The organism is Kaistella soli, from assembly GCF_019038595.1.
GTDB classification, from domain to species: domain Bacteria; phylum Bacteroidota; class Bacteroidia; order Flavobacteriales; family Weeksellaceae; genus Kaistella; species Kaistella soli.
In genome coordinates, this window is sequence record NZ_JAHOPF010000003.1 from 77,167 (window position 1) to 100,427 (window position 23,261).

Annotated in this window: 18 protein-coding genes and 5 tRNA genes; 22 read left to right on the forward strand and 1 reads right to left on the reverse strand. The window is 38.7% G+C overall.

Going from position 1 to position 23,261, the window contains the following annotated elements; translation table 11 throughout:
• Positions 1–92: 92 nt before the first annotated feature.
• Genes KSK37_RS06195 through KSK37_RS06205 form a run of 3 tightly spaced genes read left to right on the forward strand, consistent with a single transcriptional unit; the run spans position 93 to position 4,426 of the window.
• Positions 93–602, forward strand: coding sequence for a ferritin (locus KSK37_RS06195; RefSeq protein WP_217200179.1), 510 nt, complete (start codon positions 93–95; stop codon positions 600–602).
• Positions 603–614: 12 nt separating this feature from the next.
• Positions 615–2,501 carry a DUF3857 domain-containing protein gene (locus KSK37_RS06200; RefSeq protein WP_217200181.1) on the forward strand — a complete coding sequence of 629 codons (1,887 nt, stop codon included), beginning with the start codon at positions 615–617 and terminating at the stop codon, positions 2,499–2,501.
• A complete protein-coding gene (locus KSK37_RS06205; RefSeq protein WP_217200183.1) occupies positions 2,501–4,426 on the forward strand; it encodes a DUF3857 domain-containing protein in 1,926 nt (641 codons plus the stop codon). Before KSK37_RS06200 ends, KSK37_RS06205 begins: the two co-directional genes overlap by 1 nt.
• Before the next feature lie 58 nt (positions 4,427–4,484).
• On the opposite strand, the gene KSK37_RS06210 is transcribed toward KSK37_RS06205, so the two are convergent.
• Entirely contained in the window at positions 4,485–7,637 is a 3,153-nt protein-coding gene (locus KSK37_RS06210) for a UvrD-helicase domain-containing protein (protein ID WP_217200185.1), read from the reverse strand.
• Positions 7,638–7,726: 89 nt separating this feature from the next.
• On the opposite strand from KSK37_RS06210, the gene rpsU reads away from it, so the two are divergent.
• The 19 genes from rpsU to rpoB all read left to right on the forward strand — a co-directional run bounded on the left by rpsU (position 7,727) and on the right by rpoB (position 23,217).
• Entirely contained in the window at positions 7,727–7,924 is a 198-nt protein-coding gene (gene rpsU, locus KSK37_RS06215; RefSeq protein ID WP_088359551.1) for a 30S ribosomal protein S21, read from the forward strand.
• 77 nt (positions 7,925–8,001) lie between these two features.
• Positions 8,002–8,892, forward strand: a complete 891-nt coding sequence (locus KSK37_RS06220; RefSeq protein ID WP_217200703.1) for a tyrosine-type recombinase/integrase — start codon at positions 8,002–8,004, stop codon at positions 8,890–8,892.
• Positions 8,889–9,179, forward strand: coding sequence for an HPF/RaiA family ribosome-associated protein (locus KSK37_RS06225; RefSeq protein ID WP_088359553.1), 291 nt, complete (start codon positions 8,889–8,891; stop codon positions 9,177–9,179). The genes KSK37_RS06220 and KSK37_RS06225 overlap by 4 nt, the downstream gene beginning before the upstream one ends.
• 101 nt (positions 9,180–9,280) lie before the next feature.
• Positions 9,281–9,354 (forward strand) — tRNA-Thr (locus KSK37_RS06230).
• A 19-nt stretch (positions 9,355–9,373) separates the two neighbouring features.
• Positions 9,374–9,456, forward strand: a tRNA-Tyr gene (locus KSK37_RS06235).
• Between the two features lie 84 nt (positions 9,457–9,540).
• Positions 9,541–9,613: transfer RNA gene (locus tag KSK37_RS06240), tRNA-Gly, on the forward strand.
• 51 nt (positions 9,614–9,664) lie between these two features.
• A tRNA-Thr gene (locus KSK37_RS06245) sits at positions 9,665–9,736 on the forward strand.
• A gap of 367 nt (positions 9,737–10,103) precedes the next feature.
• The gene (tuf, locus tag KSK37_RS06250) at positions 10,104–11,291 is read left to right on the forward strand and encodes an elongation factor Tu (RefSeq protein ID WP_217200187.1); all 1,188 of its coding nucleotides are present in this window, start codon (positions 10,104–10,106) and stop codon (positions 11,289–11,291) included.
• Positions 11,292–11,346: 55 nt separating this feature from the next.
• Positions 11,347–11,417, forward strand: a tRNA-Trp gene (locus KSK37_RS06255).
• 13 nt (positions 11,418–11,430) lie between these two features.
• Entirely contained in the window at positions 11,431–11,634 is a 204-nt protein-coding gene (gene secE, locus KSK37_RS06260; RefSeq protein ID WP_088359555.1) for a preprotein translocase subunit SecE, read from the forward strand.
• Between the two features lie 14 nt (positions 11,635–11,648).
• Entirely contained in the window at positions 11,649–12,191 is a 543-nt protein-coding gene (gene nusG / locus KSK37_RS06265) for a transcription termination/antitermination protein NusG (protein ID WP_088359556.1), read from the forward strand.
• Positions 12,192–12,535: 344 nt separating this feature from the next.
• Positions 12,536–12,979, forward strand: a complete 444-nt coding sequence (rplK, locus tag KSK37_RS06270) for a 50S ribosomal protein L11 (protein ID WP_088359557.1) — start codon at positions 12,536–12,538, stop codon at positions 12,977–12,979.
• Between the two features lie 11 nt (positions 12,980–12,990).
• The gene (rplA, locus tag KSK37_RS06275) at positions 12,991–13,683 is read left to right on the forward strand and encodes a 50S ribosomal protein L1 (protein ID WP_088359558.1); all 693 of its coding nucleotides are present in this window, start codon (positions 12,991–12,993) and stop codon (positions 13,681–13,683) included.
• Between the two features lie 13 nt (positions 13,684–13,696).
• On the forward strand, positions 13,697–14,302 hold the full coding sequence (rplJ, locus tag KSK37_RS06280) for a 50S ribosomal protein L10 (RefSeq protein WP_217200190.1): 606 nt from the start codon (positions 13,697–13,699) through the stop codon (positions 14,300–14,302).
• Between the two features lie 54 nt (positions 14,303–14,356).
• Positions 14,357–14,722, forward strand: coding sequence for a 50S ribosomal protein L7/L12 (gene rplL / locus KSK37_RS06285; RefSeq protein ID WP_088359560.1), 366 nt, complete (start codon positions 14,357–14,359; stop codon positions 14,720–14,722).
• A 231-nt stretch (positions 14,723–14,953) separates the two neighbouring features.
• Entirely contained in the window at positions 14,954–15,574 is a 621-nt protein-coding gene (locus KSK37_RS06290) for a hypothetical protein (protein ID WP_217200192.1), read from the forward strand.
• Positions 15,575–15,813: 239 nt separating this feature from the next.
• Entirely contained in the window at positions 15,814–18,138 is a 2,325-nt protein-coding gene (locus KSK37_RS06295) for a hypothetical protein (protein WP_217200194.1), read from the forward strand.
• An 80-nt stretch (positions 18,139–18,218) separates the two neighbouring features.
• Positions 18,219–18,758, forward strand: a complete 540-nt coding sequence (locus tag KSK37_RS06300) for a hypothetical protein (RefSeq protein WP_217200196.1) — start codon at positions 18,219–18,221, stop codon at positions 18,756–18,758.
• A gap of 631 nt (positions 18,759–19,389) precedes the next feature.
• Entirely contained in the window at positions 19,390–23,217 is a 3,828-nt protein-coding gene (gene rpoB, locus KSK37_RS06305) for a DNA-directed RNA polymerase subunit beta (protein ID WP_217200198.1), read from the forward strand.
• Positions 23,218–23,261: the final 44 nt, after the last annotated feature.

The window sequence follows — 23,261 nt, forward strand, 5'->3', positions numbered from 1 at the left end:
TTTTTTTTAAGGAGAGCGGAAAAATTTATTTTTCCGCTTTTTTTGTGCACCATAAAGGAATTAATTATATTTGGTAAAAAGACAACTCTATTATGATTAGTACAAAAATTGGCCAGTTAATTAACGAGCAAATTACGAAAGAACAATATGCAGCGCAGTATTACCTCTCCATGTCCGCATGGTTTTCTGCAAAAGATTTGGATGGAATTGCAAATTATTTTCGGGTTCAAAGCAAAGAAGAACTGATGCATGCCGATAAAATGTTTGATTATCTCAATGATGTAGGAGCAGAAATAATCATTGGCGAAATTGCAAAACCGCCGCACGAGTTCGCTGATGCGAAAGATATTTTCGAAAAAGCTCTGGCACACGAAAAAATTGTTACTCAAAGTATCTTCAATATCCTGAAAAATGCAAACGATGAAGGCGATTTTGCTACCGTTTCTTTTCTGCAATGGTTCGTTACCGAACAGGTGGAAGAGGAAGCCAATGCTTCGCAGCTCGTTACCAAAATAAAAATGGTATGTGACAATCCTTCTGCCCTGTACCTTTTTGATCAGGAACTCAGCCAGCGTGTTTTTAATCCTGTTCCGGCAAAATAATTTAAACATTGAATGATGAAAAAATTATATAAGCTGTGTTTCACTGTTTTATCGGTTTTTGCTTTTGCCCAGGATTACAGTGTGTCTTCCATTCCCGAGAATCTTTTGGCGAATGCCAATGCGGTAATCAGAGAAAGCAGTGAAGACTGCATTCTGAAATCGGTAAATGATATGCAGATAAAGGAAACCAATGTGGTGACTGTTCTGAATACTGCCGGAAACGAATTTTCAACGGTGTACATACCGTATAATCCGACCAGAAAAGTGAGCAGTATAAAAGTTGAGCTGTATGACAGTGCCGGGAAGCTTTTTAAAACATTTTCGAAAAAAGATTTCTCCGATTATACCAATAATCCAAGTGCTGCACTGTACGTTGACGACAGGATACTGGTTCTCAGACCGATCTCTACCAAGTATCCCTATACCGTAAAAACAACTTACGAAACCAATACTTCCGATACAGCTTTCCTTAATTTCAGACCCATTTGGACCTACCATTTAGCGGTGCAGAAAACATCATTTTCGATGCTGAATAATTCCGGAATTAAAATCAGAACAAAAATTACGGATAAACCCTTGGGAAAACTGAATGTATCTGAAGAGGGAAATCTCTCCAAATATTCTTACGAAAATATTCCGGCAATAACGGAAGAAATTTTGTCACCGAGTATTGATTATCTCGTTCCGAAAGTAGAATTTTCCCCGGAAAAGTTTTCACTTGCCGGCAGACAGGGTGATATGACAGACTGGAACAGCTTTGGGAAATGGTATTATACAGAACTTCTGAGTCCTGTATCCAATATCACTCCTGAAATCGCTGCCGAAGTTGCTGCACTCAAATTATCTGGAACAACTTCTGAAAAGGTAAAAACCCTGTATCAGTATATGCAGAATAAAACCCGGTATGTGCTGATTGCGATGGGAATCGGTGGGTGGCAGCCAATGCCGGCTTCCGAGGTAAGTAAGAAAGGTTATGGCGACTGCAAGGCGTTAACCAATTATATGCGAACATTGCTTGCAGCAGCGGGGATTCCGTCATATTTTTCGGTGATTTATAATGACGATTCGGTAATTAGCTATGATAAAAACTTCCCGAAAATGTCCGGAAATCATGCTATTTTAATGGTTCCGACCGAAAAAGAAACCATCTGGCTGGAAAATACTTCCCAGAAACATGCGTTCAACCATCTTTCCTATTCCTCTCATAACAGAAATGTTTTGGCGGTAAAAGAAAACGGTATCGAGATTGTGGATACGCCGGTTTATAAACCCGAGCAAAGCAAGGAAAAACTTTTTGCTAAAATTAAGCTTCAGGACGACGGAGGATTTGCTTCTGATGCCAGTTTTGAGTTTACCGGAGGGCAGTATGATCACAATCTGCAGCTTTTTGGGATGAAGAATGATGAAATCCAGGAAGCATTGAAGAGCAGGCATTATAATCTGAAAATTGATCAGATGGCGGTGCAGAATTTGAAGAATGACAGGGATGAAGGGAAAATTATTTATGATTTAAATTTGAAGGCCAACGGCTTTTCCAAAAAATTAGGCAATGATATCTTTTTTCCCGTGATGCCGTATTATCAGTCGGTTACATTTTCGGGGAATGACGAAAGAAAACTTCCTTTTGAAAATTCGTTTCCCTTTCAGGACGATTATGAAATTGAATTCAGTATTCCGGATGGGTACAAATTTTCGGAGATTCCGCAATCCTCTAATATTACGACAGAATTTGGGACTTATACCATCAGCTTTAATCTGAAAGACAATAAATTACTGGTTCACAGAATTCTGACGATTAATAAAGGTCTCTATCCTAAGGAAAAATTTAAAGATTACATCGCGTTCAGAAAAAAAACTGCCAGCAGCGATAATACTAAAGTTTTAATATCCAAATTATAATGAAGAAAATTTTATTCCCTTTTTGCCTGCTTATAGTAAGTATGGTGTATTCTCAACACAAGTTTCTTGACACTCCAAAACTTTCGGACGCAGATTTAAAAAGTGTAAAGCATGATAAATCTGAAGAAGCGCCCGCAGAAGTACTTTACCGCTCCAACCATTTCAGGATTGATTATGACGGAAATCTCTACCAAAATGTGGTAAGCCGGGTAAAAATTTACAATAAGGACAATGCGTCGTCCTTTTTAGACCACGAAATTTCAATTTATGACGACAGAAAAGGCACCCGCCAAACCTTAAGTAACCTAAAAGCATATACTTACAATTATGAAAACGGTAAAACGGTAGCCACAAAAGTCGAACGGGACGAAAAATACAAATCGAAAGAGGATAAAAACTACGATGTTACCAAATTTGCTTTCCCTAATGTGAAGAACGGATCTGTTGTAGAATATTCCTACACCATACAGACTCCCTTTTATGGTTCTACACCGAGAATTATAATTGAAGAGGAAGTTCCGGTAAGATATGTGGAGTTCGTGCTGGATTCTCCAAAACCTTTGGGATATACGATCAATTATAAAGGTGATGTTGCGCCTAAGCACAGAAACATGGAGGAAAAACAGATGTATGGTGAGTCTTATCAAACCTACCGTTTTGGTTACGAGAATCTTCCGGCGTATAAAGAAGAGAAATATGTTATGAATACGCTGAATTATAAAACAAGTATTAAAGCTGAACTTAATTCTACGATGTTTAACGGTGTATTCAAATCTTACGCTTTATCGTGGGAGGATGTACGCAAAAGACTCTACGAACATGATGATTTTGGTTTGCAGTTAAAAAAACAGAATTTAGTGAAAGATCTGCTTCCTGCAGAAATTAAAAGTCTGCCTGTAATGGAGCGGGCTTCTGCTGTTCTTAAATTCGTACAGAAAAATTATACATGGAATAAGGAAGATGAAGTTTTTACTGACAAAGGTGTAAAAAATTTAATCAGCAATAAAATCGGGAATACCGCCGAAATCAATCTGCTGCTAACGATGCTTTTAAGAAGTGTGGACATTAACGCAGAACCTGTGGTACTTGCTACGGTAAGACGGGGAAAGCTGCTGTCATACAGTCCTTCGATTAATCAGTTAAATTATGTGCTGGCTTCGTTTACTGATAAAGATAAAATTTATCTTTTGGACGGTGCATATAAGTTAAGCCAAATCAATACGATTGCTCCCAAAGCCCTGAACTATTACGGATTGATCATGGGTAAAAACGACGTAAAACAGATTAATGTCGTTTATCCCGAAGTAAGCAAAACGCTCCTTACGGTTGATGCAAAAATGAATCCCGACGGTACTTTTGAAGGGCACTTTGCAGACCGTGATACCAAACTGTATGCAATGGTGGTGAATGAGAGATATACTGACGATAAAGAAAAATTTGCCAAATCTTATAAAGACCAATACCGATTTTCTTTTTCAAACATGAAACACGGAATTCAGGATAATAATGATTTCGAGACGAGTTTCGATTTCAATGCTGATACGTTTGTGGATGCCGTGGGAAGCAAACTGGTGTTTAATCCGCTTTTGTTCTTGTATACCCAAAACCATGATTATAACCAGAAAGAACCCAGAAAAGCACCGCTTGAATTCTATTCCGCGAACGACCGGGTAAAGAAAGTCACCATTACGCTTCCGGAGAATTATGTATTTGAAAACGTGCCGAAATCTAAAAAATTCCGTACTGAAGACAACTCATTGCAATATACCTATCTGGTAACTCAAACCGGAAATACGTTAACGGTAGAAACAACTACTCAAATTGATGATTCTGTTTTCCCAAAAGAGTATTATCCAGCATTTACGCAGATCTTTGATAATATCACCAAGCAGGAAGCACAGGTTGTAACTGCCATGAAAAAATAATTTCCTTTTTAATTTTTAATGATGAATCCTGTCTTATTTATTGAAGACAGGATCTTTTTCAGACATAAACGATTTCTGTTTCCAGAACTTTTTTTCCAAGTTTTTCCAGGACAGATCGGTACTCGTCGATTTGTAACTGATGCTTTTCTTTCTCATCACCGGTTTTAAAATCGATGATGATATAGCCGTTTCCGGTATCAATCAGACGGTCGGGCCTGTAAATTCTCGAGTCGCCGTTTTCAGAAATCATAATGTCTTTTTCATTGATGACCAATTGATTTTCAACGAAGTATTTTGAATATTTTTCATTTCGGAGAATATTAAAGATCTTTTCGCTGACTTCAGATTTCTCTTCATTGGTTAAGGTTCCTTCCAGAAGATAAGCTTCCAACGTTTTTTCAACATCTTTCTCGGAATTAATCCGTGCTAAAACTTCATGCGTGAAAATTCCGATGCGCACTTTTTCGACCCGGTTTTGGTAGTTTTTTGAAGGAGTTGCGATTTTTACAGCTTCCGGGTTTTTATTTTTTTCAGTCTTAAAAAGAATCGGTTTGGTCACTAAATCTGAGCTTTTTTCCTTCTTTTTCTTTCTTAAGTTTTCTTCCGAAACTTCATAAAGATCAAAGGAAGGAACTTCCTCACCAGATTCATCCCGCGGAATTTTATTTTCTAAAAACGAGTAAATTTCAAGGTTGTTCGATGTTTTATTGGGTTTTTCAATGTAGAAAAAAAGCTGTTCCACGGCTCGCGTAGTCGCAACATATTGCAGACAGAAGCGGTCGATCTTATTCTGATACATATTTTCCTGATTGAATTTTGCCATCTCCTCATCATAAACTTCAAGTTCTTTCCCAAAAGGATTGATATTCACCGCAGAAAGTCCTTTTTCTGAATCTATTTCCAGCCAGTTGGTAAATTTTCCGTCTTTGTGGGCGTTTTCCATCGGAAGCAAAACCACCGGAAATTCCAGACCTTTTGCTTTATGAATCGTCATCAGCTTCACTGCGTCTAAATTATCTGACGCCTGAATGGTTGTTTTATGTGCTTCTTCATCCCAGTATCTCAGAAAATCTTTCAGTGTAGAACCCGCGTTTTGAGAATAAGCGTAAAGCATTTCAAGGTAGTTGAAAAGAAAATCGGTTTCTTTGTTCTGCACTGAAAATTCCTGCAGAAAATGCTCAATAAAATTATAAAGATTAAGCTGCAGCAAACCTTCGCTGCTCAGTTTCAGTCCGTATTTTTTTTCGATGAAATCCTGCATTGCTGTTTTATTTTTTAATGCGAGTATTTCGATCATTTCAGCAGTAAAATCTGTTATTTCAATTCTGCCCAAAACTTTCAGGTAGTAAAGCATTTTTACCGGAAACTGAAAGTTTTTCGGATTCTGTTCCCATCTCAAAAATTCAGTTAAAGCCAGTAAAGTAGAAGATAAATTCAACGTTAAACCCGATTCGGAAATTGTTTTAATGAAATCTTCCCCGCCTTGGTAATTAATTTTTAAATTCCCTAACAATTGAGAAAAACTGAAAATATCAAAATTTCCGCGACAGAGAATTGTGATATCGGAAAGGCTGAAACCGTTATCCAGACAGCTTTGGATATCTTTCTGCATTTTTTCGGTAACCTCCTGATAAAAAATCTGTTTCGTCGAATTTTCTATTAAATTCATCCTCACCCTGCCTTCCAGACTCGATTTTGGGATTTGGTGAGAACCGCTGCCGAAAATGTCACGGTGTGCATCATTGGTAAAATCTGAGAGAAATAAATAGAGCTGATTATTAAAATCGACAATGTTCTTCGCGCTCCGCCAGTTGTTTTCCAGATTTTCAAGCTCCGCAAGGACCAAAGATTTTTCCTTTTGGTTGATAATATCGAGCATCAGCTGCGAATCTCCGCCGCGGAAACGGTAAATACTCTGTTTCGGATCACCGACTAAAGTGAAGCTCATATCACTAGATGAAACCGCATGATCCCTCAATGGAATAAAATTTTGCCACTGAAGAAATGAAGTATCCTGAAATTCATCGAAAAAATAATGTGAGAATTTGGTTCCTACTTTTTCATAAATGAATGAGGAAGGTTCTTCGCGAAGATTTTCGTGGATCAGAATATTGAATTTTGAAAGCAAAACCAAATCGTTTTCTGATTCAATTTCCGCTAATTTATCCTGGATGTCTTTATTTACTTTTAAAGGCAAAATGGCGTTCAGTATTTTTTCTTGTTTATGCGACAGAATATAATTCTGAATGATTTTCCTGCGGCTTTCCAGAAGAAAATCTAGGATTTCGAGAATTTCAGACTGTCTGTTTTTTGATTTTGAAGATGCGCCTTTCAGAATTTTATCCACTCTGTTTTCTTCCTCGGCAAGTGTCCCGTAAATAAACGGCACTTTTTTGTCGATGAATTTCTTGAAAAACCCGCCGATTCCGTTGTTTCCGTCAGCAAAATCGGAGATTTCAAGGTTTTTCTCTTTAAGTAAATTCAATGCGGTTTCAGCAATACTGCTGGAGTCTTCCTTGAGTGTTCTGATGCTTTCGCGAAGATTTTTTTTAGAATTTTCATAGACTTTCCAGTCGAAATCTTTGTTGTCATTCAGGCGGAAATAATGTTTGTCCTGAACATATTCCTTCGCCGAATCATACAGCGTCTTGTTGAGGTTTACCCTTTCGTTGTTATCCAGACTGTAATTCACAAAATCCATAAAAGCATCGGAAACGTTGTTGCTGTCTCCGATATCTTCAAGCATTTTATCTACGGCTTCCATGAGAAAAGGCTCCGGATTGATTTCAAGATTAAAGTTTTGCGCTAAACCCAGTTCATAAGAAAAGCTTCGTACCAAACGTGAATTGAATTTATCAATCGTTCCGATATTGAGCGTGGAGTAGTTGTGCAGCACATAATCGAGGATTTTTTTTGACCGTTCATGAAGTTCTCTTAATGGAATATTTAAGCCCTGACCTTTAAGTTTTTCCTGAATATTGATTAAATCCTGATTGGTTTCGAAATCTACGGATGAAAATTTCTTCAGCCAGTCGATAATTCTCTGCTTCATCTCGTTCGCCGCTTTATTGGTGAATGTAAGAGCTAGGATGTTTCGGATTTTGTCTGCCTGAGAAGGATGTTTGAGACAAATCGCTAACAGATTCTGGACGAGCGCATACGTCTTACCAGAACCTGCGGAAGCGTTGATGACTGAATAATTTTTTTGCATCTGAAGAAATAATTGAGTTTAAAAATAGCAAAAAATTTGTCATTTCGAAAATAAATCTTACTTTTGCAGTCCAAAATGAGATGTAAATTATGTTAATAATCCCAGTAAAAGATGGCGAAGCTATCGACAGAGCGTTAAAAAAATACAAAAGAAAATTTGATAAAACAGGAGTTGTGAGAGCTTTAAGAAGCAGACAGCAATTCAATAAACCTTCTGTGGTTTTCAGACAGGCGAAGTTGAAAGCAGCTCACAAACAAAGAAATTTAAGCAGAGACGAACAGGCTTAAGTAAAATTTTTCTTTAAGAAATACTTTAATCACTTTTCAAATACATATATTTGGAAAGTGATTTTTTGTTTTATAATATGCTTGAAAGATTTCTGGAATATATTACCGTAGAAAAACGCTATTCTCCTCATACGCGGACGAGTTACCGCCGAGATTTAGAAGATTTCTCTTTATTTCTGCTGAAAACTGAAGGCCATCAGAATTACGGAACTGTTGATAAAAAGGTGATCCGGAATTTTATGGTGGATCTGAGTGAAAAAAAAATATCCAAAAGATCGATCAACCGCAAACTCTCTTCCCTCCGAAGTTTTTATCTCTTTTTATTAAAACTTGACCATATAAAATCATCTCCGTTAGAGAATATACAGTCTCTAAAATTTTACGCGGAGAAGCAGATTCCGTTTTCAGAGGAGGAAATGAATAACCATCAGTTAGCTGAATTTCAGCCGGAAAAGAAAAATTTCCTGAAAGAACTTATTATCGAAACCCTTTATCAAACCGGAATGCGTAAGGCAGAACTTATTAATCTTCTGGTGGATCATGTGGATTTCGGTAAGTTGGAAATCAAAGTAATCGGGAAGGGCAACAAGGCCAGAATTATCCCAATTTCACCTGAGCTTTCTCTGAAGTTTGAAGAATATCTGAAGGAACGTAAGCCTCTGAAAGAACACGGAATATACTTTTTCATCAACGCAAAAGGAAAAAAACTGAATGAGAAATTTGTCTATTCAGCAGTTAATTCCTACCTTAGTCTTGTAACTTCGAAGAAGAAAAAGAGTCCCCATATTTTGAGACACAGTTTTGCAACTCGCGTCTTGGAGCATGGGGCTGAAATTTCTAAAGTGAAGATGATTATGGGGCATTCCTCGCTTGCATCAACGCAGGTGTATACGAGTGCCAATATCGAACAATTAAAAAAAGTATTTAACAATGCTCATCCTCGAGCTAAAAAAAATGTAGAGTTATGAAAATTTCAGTACAGTCAATGGGATTGACACCACACGCACCGCTTGAAGAACATATTGAAAAAAAACTAAGCAAACTTGAAAACTATTATGATAAGATTGTAGAGTGTAAAGTTTACCTGAAAGTTGAAAACAAATCGGATAAAGAAAATAAGACGGCCGAGATTTTATTGGCAGTTCCGGGTGATGATATCGTGGTAAAGAAGACATCAGCAAGCTTTGAAGAAAGTTTGGACCAATGTGCTGAAGTTGCTAAAAAGCTGTTAATCAAGAAAAAAGAACTGGCCTAAAAAAAAATATGAAAATTTCTTAAAAATAATTTGTGGATTTCAGAAAAACTCTCTTTCTTTGCAATCGCAAAAAGAGATAAGCGTTCTTTTGAAATCTATTTGCCTCCATAGCTCAGTTGGCTAGAGCAGCTGATTTGTAATCAGCAGGTCGTGGGTTCGAGTCCCTCTGGAGGCTCATTATTTTTGTAAAAATCGGGGAGATTCCAGAGTGGCCAAATGGATCAGACTGTAACTCTGCTGTCTTACGACTTCGTAGGTTCGAATCCTACTCTCCCCACTTTTTTACAAAAAATAATTTGCAGGTTAAAAAAAATGTTTTTAAATTTGCAAACCGTTTACCAACACATATTGTAAACACAATGCGGAAGTAGCTCAGTTGGTAGAGCGTCAGCCTTCCAAGCTGAATGTCGCGAGTTCGACCCTCGTCTTCCGCTCTAAAAAAAATCACAACCAAAAAACGGTCTGTGATTTTTTTTTAAAATTTTGCCGACTTAGCTCAGGGGTAGAGCGCTTCCTTGGTAAGGAAGAGGTCGTGAGTTCAAATCTCATAGTTGGCTCTTGTAAAATCTCTCAACCTGGTTGGGAGATTTTTATTTTCAGCAAGACGTGGTTTTTCATGTTATAGGCAGAATGTTTTTTAATATTGCGTTTTTTGCTGAGGAACCGATCTTTAAGGATAAAATAAAGAATTAAGAAAAGATAATAATGGTTTAATGTTAAATAATTTCTAAAACTATTTTGATATTTTCATAAACAAATTATTTTCCTTAAATTTGCAGTCCGATATTCTGAAAAATTGGGCGCTGCAAACCTTTGAATTTGAATGTTGAAATTTTTTGTAAAAAAAAGATTTCCAATATTCAAAATTTCACTATATTTGCGCACCGAAAAATTAAATAAATAATTAAATAAATAATTTAAATCATGGCAAAGGAAACGTTTAATCGTAACAAACCACACTTGAACATTGGTACCATCGGTCACGTAGACCATGGTAAAACTACACTTACTGCAGCAATCAGTAAAGTATTATCTGACAAAGGATTCGGAACAGCAAGAGATTTCTCTTCTATCGATTCTGCACCAGAAGAAAAAGAAAGAGGTATTACTATCAATACTGCTCACATTGAATATGAAACAGCAAACAGACACTACGCTCACGTAGACTGTCCAGGTCACGCCGATTATGTAAAAAACATGGTTACAGGTGCTGCTCAAATGGACGGAGCTATCTTAGTAGTAGCTGCAACTGACGGACCAATGCCTCAAACAAGAGAGCACATCCTTCTTTGTCGTCAGGTAAACGTACCAAGAGTATTGGTATTCATGAACAAAGTGGATATGGTTGATGATCCAGAATTGTTAGAATTGGTAGAACTAGAAGTAAGAGATCTTCTTTCTTCTTATGACTATGACGGTGATAACTCTCCAGTTATTCAAGGTTCAGCTTTAGGAGCTCTTAACGGAGATGCTAAATGGGTTGCAACTGTAGAAGAATTAATGGATGCAGTAGATTCTTGGATCGAACTTCCCGTAAGAGATCAGGATAAGCCATTCTTGATGCCTATCGAAGACGTATTCTCTATTACTGGTAGAGGTACTGTAGCAACTGGTAGAATCGAAGCTGGTGTTATCAATACAGGTGATCCTGTAGATATCGTAGGTATGGGTGATGAAAAATTAACATCAACTGTAACTGGAGTAGAGATGTTCAGAAAAATCTTGGATAGAGGTGAAGCTGGTGATAACGTAGGTATCTTGTTAAGAGGTATTGAGAAAACTGATATCAAAAGAGGTATGGTTATCGCAAAAGCTGGTTCTGTAACTCCACACAAAAAATTCAGAGCTGAGGTTTACGTTCTTTCAAAAGAAGAAGGTGGTCGTCACACTCCATTCCACAACAAATACCGTCCACAGTTCTACGTTAGAACCACTGACGTAACAGGTGAGATCTTCTTACCAGAAGGTGTTGAAATGGTAATGCCAGGAGACAACTTAACAATTACTGTAGAATTGTTACAGCCAATCGCTCTTAACGTAGGTCTTAGATTTGCGATCAGAGAAGGTGGTAGAACAGTTGGTGCAGGTCAGGTAACTGAAATCTTAGATTAATTTCTAAATAAATATTAAAGTTCCGTAAGGAAACTTACGGAACTTTTTTTAATCTACGGGCATCGTCCAATGGTAGGATACCGGTCTCCAAAACCGTTGATCAGGGTTCGAGTCCTTGTGCCCGTGCAAAAAAAAGATAATGAGCTTAGTTGATTTTTTAAAAGGTTCTTATACCGAATTCAAAGATAGAGTAGAGTGGCCAAAGTTGCCAGATTTGCAGTCTTCCACTATCGTGGTGACCATTTCTACTGTTCTTTTAGCATTGTTTACTTTTGGGGTAGATTCATTATTCAGTAAATCTATTGCGAATATCTTAACAATATTTATCAACCTGTTCAATTAAAATTATTTTCCAACATGAGTGACTTGAAGTGGTATGTTCTGAAATCCATCAGTGGACAGGAAAATAAGGTGAAAACCTATATTGAGAACGAAATGAAGCGCCTTGGTTTCGAAGCATTCGTTACCCAAGTGGTCATTCCTATGGAAAAGGTAATTCAGATGAGAAACGGTAAGAAGGTTCCGAAAGAAAAACCTTATTACCCTGGTTACTTAATGGTTGAAGCAAATTTAGTTGGGGAAATTCCTCACATCATCAAAAATATTCCGGGAGTAATATCTTTCCTGAGTTTAACTAAAGGAGGAGATCCTGTTCCGATGCGTAAAGCAGAAGTAAACAGAATGCTCGGAAGAATGGATGAACTTTCAGAATTTGCTGTTGAAGCCAACATTCCTTTTGTAGTGGGAGAAAATGTAAAGGTGATCGATGGTCCTTTCAACGGATTCAATGGAACTATCGAAAAACTTCACGAAGACAAAAAGAAAATTGAGGTTTCAGTAATGATTTTCGGAAGAAAAACCCCGATGGAACTTAGTTACATGCAGGTAGAAAAAGTTTAAGACTTATCTAAAAATATTAAAAAGGCTGTTCGTTTGAACAGTCTTTTTTTTTATTAATTGCTGTTCTTGGTAATTTCAGTTTTGTTTTGCTCTTTCATGAAAAAAAATATTAATCTTTTTCTGTTTGAAAAGTTCGAATTTGCCGAAGAAAACGCAGCGCTTCATTAGCTGGTGAAATATTTTCCTCAAAATTCTTATTAAAAATCAACACTTTACACTTGCAGAATTAAAATTATTTCTTAATTTTGCAGTCCGAAATGTAAAGTAGTAAGATGAGCCTGCTTCTTTACAGATTTATAAATGCTTCCACATTCATAAATTTCTTAATTTTTTAAAAAATAAAAATGGCTAAAAAAGTCTTTAAAATGGTTAAGCTTCAGGTGAAGGGTGGCGCTGCTAACCCGTCTCCACCAGTAGGTCCAGCTTTGGGTTCTGCAGGTGTGAACATCATGGAGTTTTGTAAACAATTTAACGGAAGAACGCAAGATAAGCCAGGACAAGTTTTACCTGTAGTAATTACAGTATACGAAGACAAATCTTTTGAATTCGTAATTAAAACTCCTCCTGCTGCTATCCAGTTATTGGAAGCGTCTAAGGTGAAGAAAGGTTCTGGTGAACCAAACAGAGCTAAAGTAGGTGCTGTAACCTGGGCTCAGGTTCAGAAAATTGCTGAAGATAAAATGACAGACCTTAACTGCTTTACGTTAGATTCTGCATTGACAATGATCGCAGGTACTGCAAGATCTATGGGATTGAGAGTAACAGGAACTAAACCAACTAACGCTTAAAACTAATAGAAATGGCAAAATTAACGAAAAAGCAAAAAGAAGCGGTTAGTAAAATCGAAAAAAACAAAAATTATACTCTTGATGAAGCTTCTGCTTTGGTAAAAGAAGTAAACTTTGCAAAATTTGATGCTTCTGTAGATATCGCTGTTAGATTGGGTGTAGATCCAAGAAAAGCAAACCAAATGGTAAGAGGTGTAGTATCTCTTCCTCACGGTACAGGTAAAGATGTAAAAGTTTTGGCACTGGTAACACCTGATAAAGAAGCGGAAGCTAAAGAAGCAGGAGCAGATTACGTAGGTCTTGACGAATATTTACAAAAGATAAAAGAAGGTTGGACAGATGTTGACGTTATTGTTACTATGCCTGCTGTAATGGGTAAATTAGGTCCATTAGGTAGAGTATTAGGACCAAGAGGTTTGATGCCGAATCCAAAATCAGGAACTGTAACTATGGAAATTGGTAAAGCAGTAGCTGAAGTGAAAGCAGGTAAAATTGATTTCAAAGTAGACAAATACGGTATTATCCACGCAGGAATTGGTAAAGTATCTTTTGATGCTGCTAAAATTAAAGAAAACGCTCAGGAATTGGTGCAGACTTTAATTAAATTGAAGCCAACTGCTGCTAAAGGTACTTATGTGAAAAGCATCTACATGTCTTCTACAATGAGTCCGGGTATTGCAATTGATACTAAATCTGTAAACTAAAATCTGTAAGACAATGACAAAAGAAGATAAAGTATTAGTAATACAAGAGATAAAAGGAATGTTGCAGGACGCGAAAGTGGTTTATGTAGCAAACCTGGAAGGAATGACTGCTGCGTCTACTTCAGATTTCAGAAGACAGGCGTTTAAACAGAACATTACACTTAAAGTTGTAAAAAATACATTGTTGCAAAAAGCAATGGAACAGATGGAAGGAGTAGACTACTCTGAAATGTTCCAGACTTTCAAAGGAAACACTGCTTTAATGATTTCTGAAACAGCAAATGCTCCGGCAAAACTGATTCAGACATTCAGAAAAAAAGCTGAATTTCCTGCGTTGAAATCTGCTTATTTGCAGGAAACTTTCTACGTAGGTGATGAAAATTTAGGAACTCTTGTAAACATCAAGTCAAGAGAAGAAATGATCGGAGAAATCATCGGATTACTTCAGTCACCTATCCAAAGAGTTGTTTCTGCACTTCAAAACAAATCCGAATCAGGAGAAGCTAAAGCTGAAGAGGCTGTACCGGTTGCTGAGGAAGCGAAAGCAGAAGAAACTCCAGCTGAAGAAGCTGCTCCTGAAGCAAGCGCTGAAGCTACAGATGCACCTAGTGCAGAGTAATTAGACTCAAAAAAAATCAAAATAAATCGTTCAACAAATTAAAACATTACAACAATGTCAGATTTAAAAAATTTAGCGGAAACGCTAGTAAACCTAACCGTAAAAGACGTAAATGAATTAGCTGCTATCCTTAAGGATGAGTACGGAATCGAGCCTGCTGCTGCTGCAGTAGTAATGGCTGGTCCTGGTGCTGAAGCTGCTGAAGAAAAAACAGAATTCGACGTAATTCTTAAATCAGCAGGTGCATCTAAATTAGCTGTTGTTAAATTGGTAAAAGATTTAACAGGTGCTGGTCTTAAAGAAGCTAAAGATATGGTAGATGGAGCTCCAGCTGCTATTAAATCAGGAATTTCTAAAGACGAAGCTGAAGCTTTGAAAAAACAATTAGAAGAAGCTGGTGCTGAAGTAGAATTGAAATAATTCTTTTACACCCAAATAAAGAAACCTCACTTTTAAGTGAGGTTTTTTTGTTTCCTGTCCTGAATATCGGAAGTTTTGCCATATTTTTGGCCTTTGAAAAAAAGGGTGTTTTCACCTATTTTACATGATAAGGAGGATATTGTTCCTTCTCAAAGGAGTGAAAACTTATTTTAATTCTTACATTTGTGTCGGTGATTTCTTCTGGAAAAAGCCAAACACAAAACACAAAGCTTGAAAGAAAATTTATTCTCTAGAGCAACACAATCAACTGTCGAAAGAAGACTTTTTAAGTCCGTTTTTTTCAAGCTGATTTTGTTGCCCCTTTTGTGCATACCTTTGCTTTACGGTGCACACGATTTCCTCTATACTGTTCCTCCACAGGAACCGCAGGTAGTTGTTTTTGTCAGCAGCAATGCAACAGTTTATGGAGTTTCAAGTATTTCTAATGCCAAAATCGTTGCTCTTCACACAGAAGTCAGCGCTTCCAAAGCTGCTGAACCGAAAATGCAACCTGTAACTCTACAGAAACAAATTGCAGCCAGTAGGAACAAAGAAAAAAAGGCACTCAAAAAGCTTCAGCAAGAAATTGACAGAAGGGTAAAAAGCCAGTCATACTCGAATTCTTCGGATAACCAGTTAATGAGTTTGGCCAAAATAACGGGTGCAACACAGGCGACATCCACTGGTTTTTTCTTTAAATTTCAAAAGGCTGCACTTAGCGGGGATTATCGCATCCCGATTTTCAGCGTCCACGACCCTAGACAAAAAATAATTACTTCCTTTTCCGATATTCAGTCGGATAAACTCTTACTATCATTTCTCAGAGGTCCTCCTCTTAAAACCCCTGGATAATGCTCACAAGAAAAATATCTGAAACACGTTTTAGAGTTTGCAATGACCATTTTCCCACACTTCTTGGCCCTTCGTGCTTTAATTTTTCCTCTGTACCCGTAAAAATGTATTGTAGCATTTTTAGTTAACTAAGAAGATGGAAAAATGAATCACATGGGGACTGGAAGTTAGTAGGTCCTTTCAAAATTGGCACTTTAATCAGGTGCACAGTTTTAAACTTTCTATAAAACACAAATACAATGAAAAAAAATATTTTTCTGGCAGTACTTTCTGTATTGCTCAGTCTTCCGCTATATGCCCAGACAGGCTACATCTATGTCCATAAAAAGGCAGTCAGCGAAGTGTCTTCCCTGGATTTCGCCTTTAATCTTACGGGACCCAGCAGTTTTTCCAGATCATTCAGTCTTAACGATCAACCGGATGCGCTTAATGCTTTTGACTTGGGTAACAGCCACGGAGCCGGCGAGGGTCAGCTATGGGCAGTAATTAACAATGCCTCGCAAGTGGGTAGTACGCATGTTACCGACGGTACTTTATATACGAGACCTGTGAATAGTCAGGTCTGGGCTGCGAAAAACACGGGTGTTACTAATGTGAGATCTGTAGACGGGATTGATGCCAATACGGCCGTTTATTGCAATAGCACTGGCACTGTATATACATATAATGCAGTTACCAATGTGGCTACTTCTATTGGATCGCCTGCTAACATTATCGATGTGGCTTCTGGGGGTCCTGGTGGCATCATTGTCGCTGTAGGATCAAACGGTACACTTTACAAATACTCCAGCGGTACAAGTTGGAGCGCCTACACGGGATCAAATGTTTCCAACGTTTTGCGAGTGGATGTGAACCCGACGAACCAGGATATCGTGTTTATCCGCACAACTAATCAATCTGTTTATCGTCTGCCAGGTGGAAGCGCGTTTAACGCAGCACCAACTGTTATCTCCGCACCGAGCGGTACCACCAGCGCCGGCGACGACCTCCGAGATATTGCGGTGAGCAACAACGGCACTATTTATTCGAATTTTCAGAATGCGGGAAACAGTGCCAATATCTATGAGTATACGAGTGCTTGGGCAGACAATGCCACTTCCAGAAGTTTTAGTGGAATTACTGCAGGCGTGGGAACCCAAAGTTGGGCGATAAACAAAGTAAATCCCGATCAAATCAAACACAGTATTTTCACAAGTACCGTACTCAGCACGAGCAGTGCACCGGGGTTATGGTTAGATGACGAACGCGTGCGAACAGTCGTTACAAATGGAAATTCAATCATGATTCCTGTTCCAGCTGGTACTTATGCGCTCACCGAAACCAATGATCCTGCGTGGGCCAGTAGTGAGATTAAAATCTATGATCCCACGACGAACAGTAGTTCTGCAACCGCCATCAACGTTGCTGCGGGCGAAGTGGTACATGTCGTTTACACCAATTCCCTGAAAAACACAGTTACTACACCTGCGATTTGCGGCACAAACCGTATTGTAACCTTCGGAAGTGGAACTGCGGCGACGGGTCCTGCCTCCAACGGTTTTACAAGTTATCATTACGCCATTCCTAATGGTGGTGTATCCGATGGTTATTATTCCAAGGTGAAAAGCAAAGCAAACTGGTATAACAACTCACCGGCCTTGACAGATCACACAGGCGACCTGAACGGATATTTTGGAATTTTTAATGCATCGTACGCGACAGATGACTTTTTCAGACAAACCGTCGACGGTCTTGTGCCGGGAACTTTATATGAATTTGCCTTTTGGGTTGCGGATTTGTCGCCAACCAATCCGATCCGTCCCAATGTGACTATGGGAATTAACGACGCGGTAACAGGCGCGTTGATAAGTTCTACAACAACAGGTGATGTAACTTCCAGTACATGGATACAATATAAATTTAATTTTGTGGCGACTTCTACCGTAGCGGAAATATTTTTAAAGAATAATTCCATCGGAGGACTTGGAAATGACCTGGCAATCGATGACATCAGCTTCGCGCCAGCGCCGCCCGTCGTCGTCACACCTGAAGGTCCGGTGGGAATTACTTTGTTCTGTAACAATCCCGCAACTGTATACCAATTCACCAGCGTAACACCGGGAGGAGTTTGGAGTACGGATACGCCGGCTCTGATCAGCATCACTGCATCCGGAATGGTAACAACAAAAACCGGAGTTTCCGGCACCGCAAATGTTAATTATACCGTCACCAGTTCCAGTGGTTGTAGTACCACAGTCACCCTTCACATTACGATTGCCGCCTGCATCTGTTACAACAATCCCGCTACCGGAACCGGTGCAGATACCAAAACCGGCATCACCCTTCTCAAAAGAGCTGGAGCCGACAGCGATAACTGGCCGATGATCCGAAAATCCGCGCACACGGCCCTTGAATCCAATACCAAAGGTTTTGTAATCACCAGAATGACGACGGCGCAGATTCTGGCAATTGTTTCTCCGCAAGAAGGAATGATGGTATACGATACCGTTGCGAAATGTTTGAAAATAAATTCAGACGGTACTTCTTCAGGTTGGAGCTGTTTCAATAATCCTGCCTGTCCGTAACAGAAAATATAACTTTTGAAAGAAAGTTGAAAGTGTTCATCGTTTCGGCTTTCTTTTTTAACTGACTTAAATACACAAAAATGAAAAATTATATAACATTTATTTTATTGGGTTCCATCAGCGTACTTAATGCACAGGTCATCATCGGCGATGCCTTGGGAACCGCCGCTACCAAAACTTCAGTTCTGCTGGAGTTTGCCAATACCAACAATAAAGGAATTATAGTTCCTTACGTTCGGACACTCCCCGCTGCAAGCGCAAACGAAGGAGCAATTTTACTGGACGCCAGCACGCTGACTAAGGCAAGAATGCGATATTCTAACGGCACAAGTTGGATTGATCTCAGCGGTCAGGACGCAAATGTTACGACCGATTTGGCAAGTCAGCCGCCCCTAACCGTTGGGGAAACGGGCGCGAAAACCATTATCGGTGCCACGAGTTCAAGTGCAGACGGGGCCCTGATTTTAGAATCTACAACAAAAGCCATGGTTCTGCCTACCGTCACAGACGTGAATAATATCCCAAGTCCATCTCCCGGAATGATGGTATATGTAAAAAAAGCCTCTGCAAAAAGACTGGCCGTCTTCAATGGCTCCAAATGGAGTTTCTGGAGGCCTTAATCCTCGGCAAGCCGGCTCCTTATGAGAGCCGGTTTTTTTTTAATTATTAAGAACTTCACATGTATCAGAAGTCGGTTTTTTTTTATATGAGCCGCAGGCTTGTTATCGTGCTTGCATTAATTTATAAAAATACGAATTACTTTTTTGTTCAGTAAACCAAGAAAAAGGACCATAATATATAAATTATAATCTGTGGATGAATAAGTTTGGAATTTAAGAGAATCCAAACTTTAACAAATTTTATAACTGATCCTTATGTCACGGGAAGTTTTAAATTTGTGTAACAGCTTAAAAATGTGTACATTTGCACTCCTTTTGGCGCTAATAATTGTTTGTAAATCTGTAAAATATTGTAAATCAACTCTTTCTGTTTTGTGAAAGAGGATTTTTCTTGTTTATAGATATTCCGCAGCATTAGTCCCGAAGAAACCCAAAAGATATTTTGCATTACACCGTGAAAAGATATACCGGCGTTGCAGTTAGAAATTAGATTTTAGAACCACGAAAAAGCACAAAGACTAATTCTGATAGCGCCAAACATCACAGTCTCAGGCTTTTTCTCCCTTCTTTATTTCGTTTCTGATATTTTTTAAAACAAAATATTTTTTAACCCTCATTCTTTAAAATTTTTATGAGTAAATCTAAAGCAGTCGCTAAAACTCAGGGAAACGAAAGAATCAATTTTTCCGCAGCTAAAGGAAAAATTGAAACGCCTGACTTTTTGGACATTCAGATCCAATCTTTCAAAGATTTTTTCCAGTTGGATACCCTTCCGGAGCAGAGAGTAAATGAAGCTCTTTACAAAACCTTTGAAGAAAATTTCCCAATTTCAGACTCCAGAAACCAGTTTGTACTCGAATTCCTGGATTATCTGGTTGATTCACCGCGCTACTCGATCGACGAGTGTGTAGAAAGAGGACTGACTTATTCAGTTCCTTTGAAAGCCCGACTTAAACTGTACTGTACTGACCCTGAACATGAAGATTTTCAGACTGTTGTACAGGATGTGTATTTAGGTCCGGTTCCTTATATGACGCCTTCAGGATCATTCATCATCAATGGTGCAGAACGTGTTATCGTAACTCAGTTACACAGATCTCCGGGTGTGTTCTTCGGTCAGACCTACCACGCAAACGGAACTAAACTGTATTATTCCAGAATTATCCCTTTCAAAGGATCTTGGATGGAATTTACAACCGACATCAATAACGTAATGTACGCTTACATCGACCGTAAGAAAAAATTACCGTTAACAACCTTATTAAGAGCGATCGGATTCGAATCCGATAAAGATATCCTTCAGATTTTCGACCTTGCAGAAGAAGTGAAAGTTTCTAAAGCAGCATTGAAAAAAGTAGAAGGAAGAACTTTGGCAGCGAGAGTTTTGAACACCTGGTTCGAAGATTTCGTTGATGAAGACACAGGTGAAGTAGTTTCTATCGAAAGAAACGAAATCATCTTAGACAGAGAAACTATTCTTGAAAAAGAACATTTAGATCTAATTCTTGATGCAGGTGTGAAATCAATTTTGATTCACAAAGAAAATTCCAACGAATTCTCTATCATCCAGAATACATTACAGAAAGATCCAACCAACTCCGAAAAAGAAGCGGTTGAATATATCTACCGTCAGTTACGTAACGCAGATCCGCCAGATGAGGAAACTGCAAGAGGAATCATCGAAAAATTATTCTTCTCTGAGCAGCGTTATTCATTAGGAGAAGTTGGACGTTACAGACTGAACAAGAAATTAGGATTAAATATTCCTGAAAAAACTGAAGTTTTAACTAAAGAAGACATCATTTCGATCGTAAGACACTTGATCGAATTGGTAAACTCTAAAGCGGAGGTTGATGATATTGATCACTTATCAAACAGAAGAATTAAGACTGTTGGTGAGCAGTTATCAGGACAGTTCGGTGTAGGTCTTTCAAGAATTGCGAGAACAATCAGAGAAAGAATGAACGTTAGAGATAACGAAATCTTTACTCCGATCGATCTTGTTAATGCGAAGACTTTAACATCAGTTATTAACTCATTCTTTGGTACCAACCAGCTTTCTCAGTTCATGGACCAAACCAACCCACTGTCAGAAATCACGCACAAGCGTAGACTTTCTGCCTTAGGACCTGGTGGTTTATCAAGAGAAAGAGCAGGTTTCGAGGTACGTGACGTTCACCATACCCACTATGGCCGTATCTGTCCGATCGAAACTCCTGAGGGACCAAACATTGGTTTGATCTCTTCATTGGGTATTTATGCTAAAATCAACAACCTTGGTTTCATCGAAACTCCATACAGAAAAGTAAATAACGGAAAAGTTGACCTTAAAACTCCTGCAGTTTTCTTGAACGCAGAAGATGAGGAAGATAAAGTTATTGCTCAGGCGAACGTTGAAATGAACGAAGACGGAACAATCTCTACAGACCGTGTAATTGCACGTCTTGATGGTGATTATCCGGTAGTTGAGCCGCAGCAGGTTGATTTGATCGATGTTGCACCTAATCAGATTTCCGGTATTTCCGCTTCATTAATTCCGTTCCTGGAGCATGATGATGCGAACCGTGCGCTGATGGGATCCAACATGATGCGTCAGGCAGTTCCTTTGTTGAAGCCACAGGCTCCAATTGTTGGTACAGGTTTAGAGCAGCAGGTTGCTAAAGATTCAAGAATCTTGATCAATGCTGAAGGAAACGGTACTGTAGAATATGTAGATGCTGACAAAATCACCATTAAATACGAAAGAAGCGAAGATGATGATTTAGTATCATTCGAATCTGCGACTAAAACTTATAAATTAACCAAGTTCAGAAAAACCAACCAGAGTACAACCATCACTTTGAGACCAAACGTAAGAGTAGGTGACAAAGTGCAGAAAGGTCAGGTGCTTTGCGACGGTTATGCAACTGAAAACGGAGAGCTTGCATTAGGTAGAAACCTTGTAGTAGCCTTCATGCCTTGGAAAGGATATAACTTTGAGGACGCGATCGTAATTAACGAAAAAGTTGTTCGTGAAGACTGGTTTACTTCAATCCACGTTGATGAATATTCACTGGAAGTTCGTGATACCAAATTAGGTATGGAAGAACTGACAGCAGATATTCCTAACGTTTCTGAAGAAGCTACAAAAGATCTTGACGAAAACGGTATGATCCGTATCGGTGCTGATGTGAAGCCTGGAGATATTATGATCGGTAAAATCACTCCAAAAGGTGAATCTGATCCTACTCCGGAAGAGAAACTACTTAGAGCGATCTTTGGTGATAAAGCCGGTGATGTAAAAGATGCTTCATTAAAAGCAGATTCTTCGTTAAGAGGTGTTGTAATCAACAAAAAACTCTTCTCAAGAAACATCAAAGACAAAAAGAAAAGAACCGAAGAGAAACTGAAACTTGAGGAAATCGAAAATACGTACAAAGCGAAATTCGATCAGTTAAGAAACACGCTTCTTGAAAAATTAGGAACTCTTGTTAACGGTAAAACTTCCCAAGGTGTAAACAATGACCTTGATGAAGAAATCATCGGAAAAGGAGTGAAGTTTACAACCAAACTGCTTCAGAGTGTTGAAGATTACGTAAACGTAAGCGGAGCTGACTGGACTGTTGATGCTGATAAGAATGAATTGGTTAAGCAGCTGATTCACAACTACAAAATTAAATTCAACGACATTCAGGGAGTTAAAAACCGTGAGAAATTCGCAATTTCAATCGGAGACGAACTACCTGCAGGTATTATTAAGCTTGCTAAAGTTTACATCGCTAAGAAACGTAAACTGAACGTAGGAGATAAAATGGCGGGTCGTCACGGTAACAAAGGTATTGTATCAAGAATCGTTCGTGAAGAAGATATGCCGTTCTTAGAAGACGGAACACCGGTTGATATCGTATTGAATCCACTTGGGGTACCTTCCCGTATGAACATCGGGCAGATCTACGAAACCGTTCTTGGATGGGCTGGTCAGAAATTAGGATTGAAATTCGCAACACCGATCTTCGATGGTGCCAATATCGATCAGATTACTGAATATACCAATCAGGCTGGTCTTCCGGAATTCGGATCCACGTATCTTTATGATGGAGGTACCGGAGACAGATTCTCCCAACCGGCTACAGTAGGGGTAATTTATATGCTGAAACTGGGTCACATGGTTGATGACAAAATGCACGCACGTTCTATCGGACCTTATTCATTAATTACGCAGCAGCCATTAGGAGGTAAAGCGCAGTTTGGTGGACAGAGATTCGGAGAGATGGAGGTTTGGGCACTTGAAGCATTCGGTGCATCCAATATCCTTAGAGAAATCCTTACCGTGAAGTCGGATGACGTAATTGGTAGAGCGAAAACTTACGAAGCAATCGCAAAAGGGGAAGCAATGCCTGAACCGGGTATTCCTGAATCTTTCAACGTGTTGCTTCACGAGTTACAAGGTCTTGGCCTTGATATAAGACTTGAAGAATAATTTTTAAATTTTATTTAAAAATATTTAAACTAAAATTTAAAATT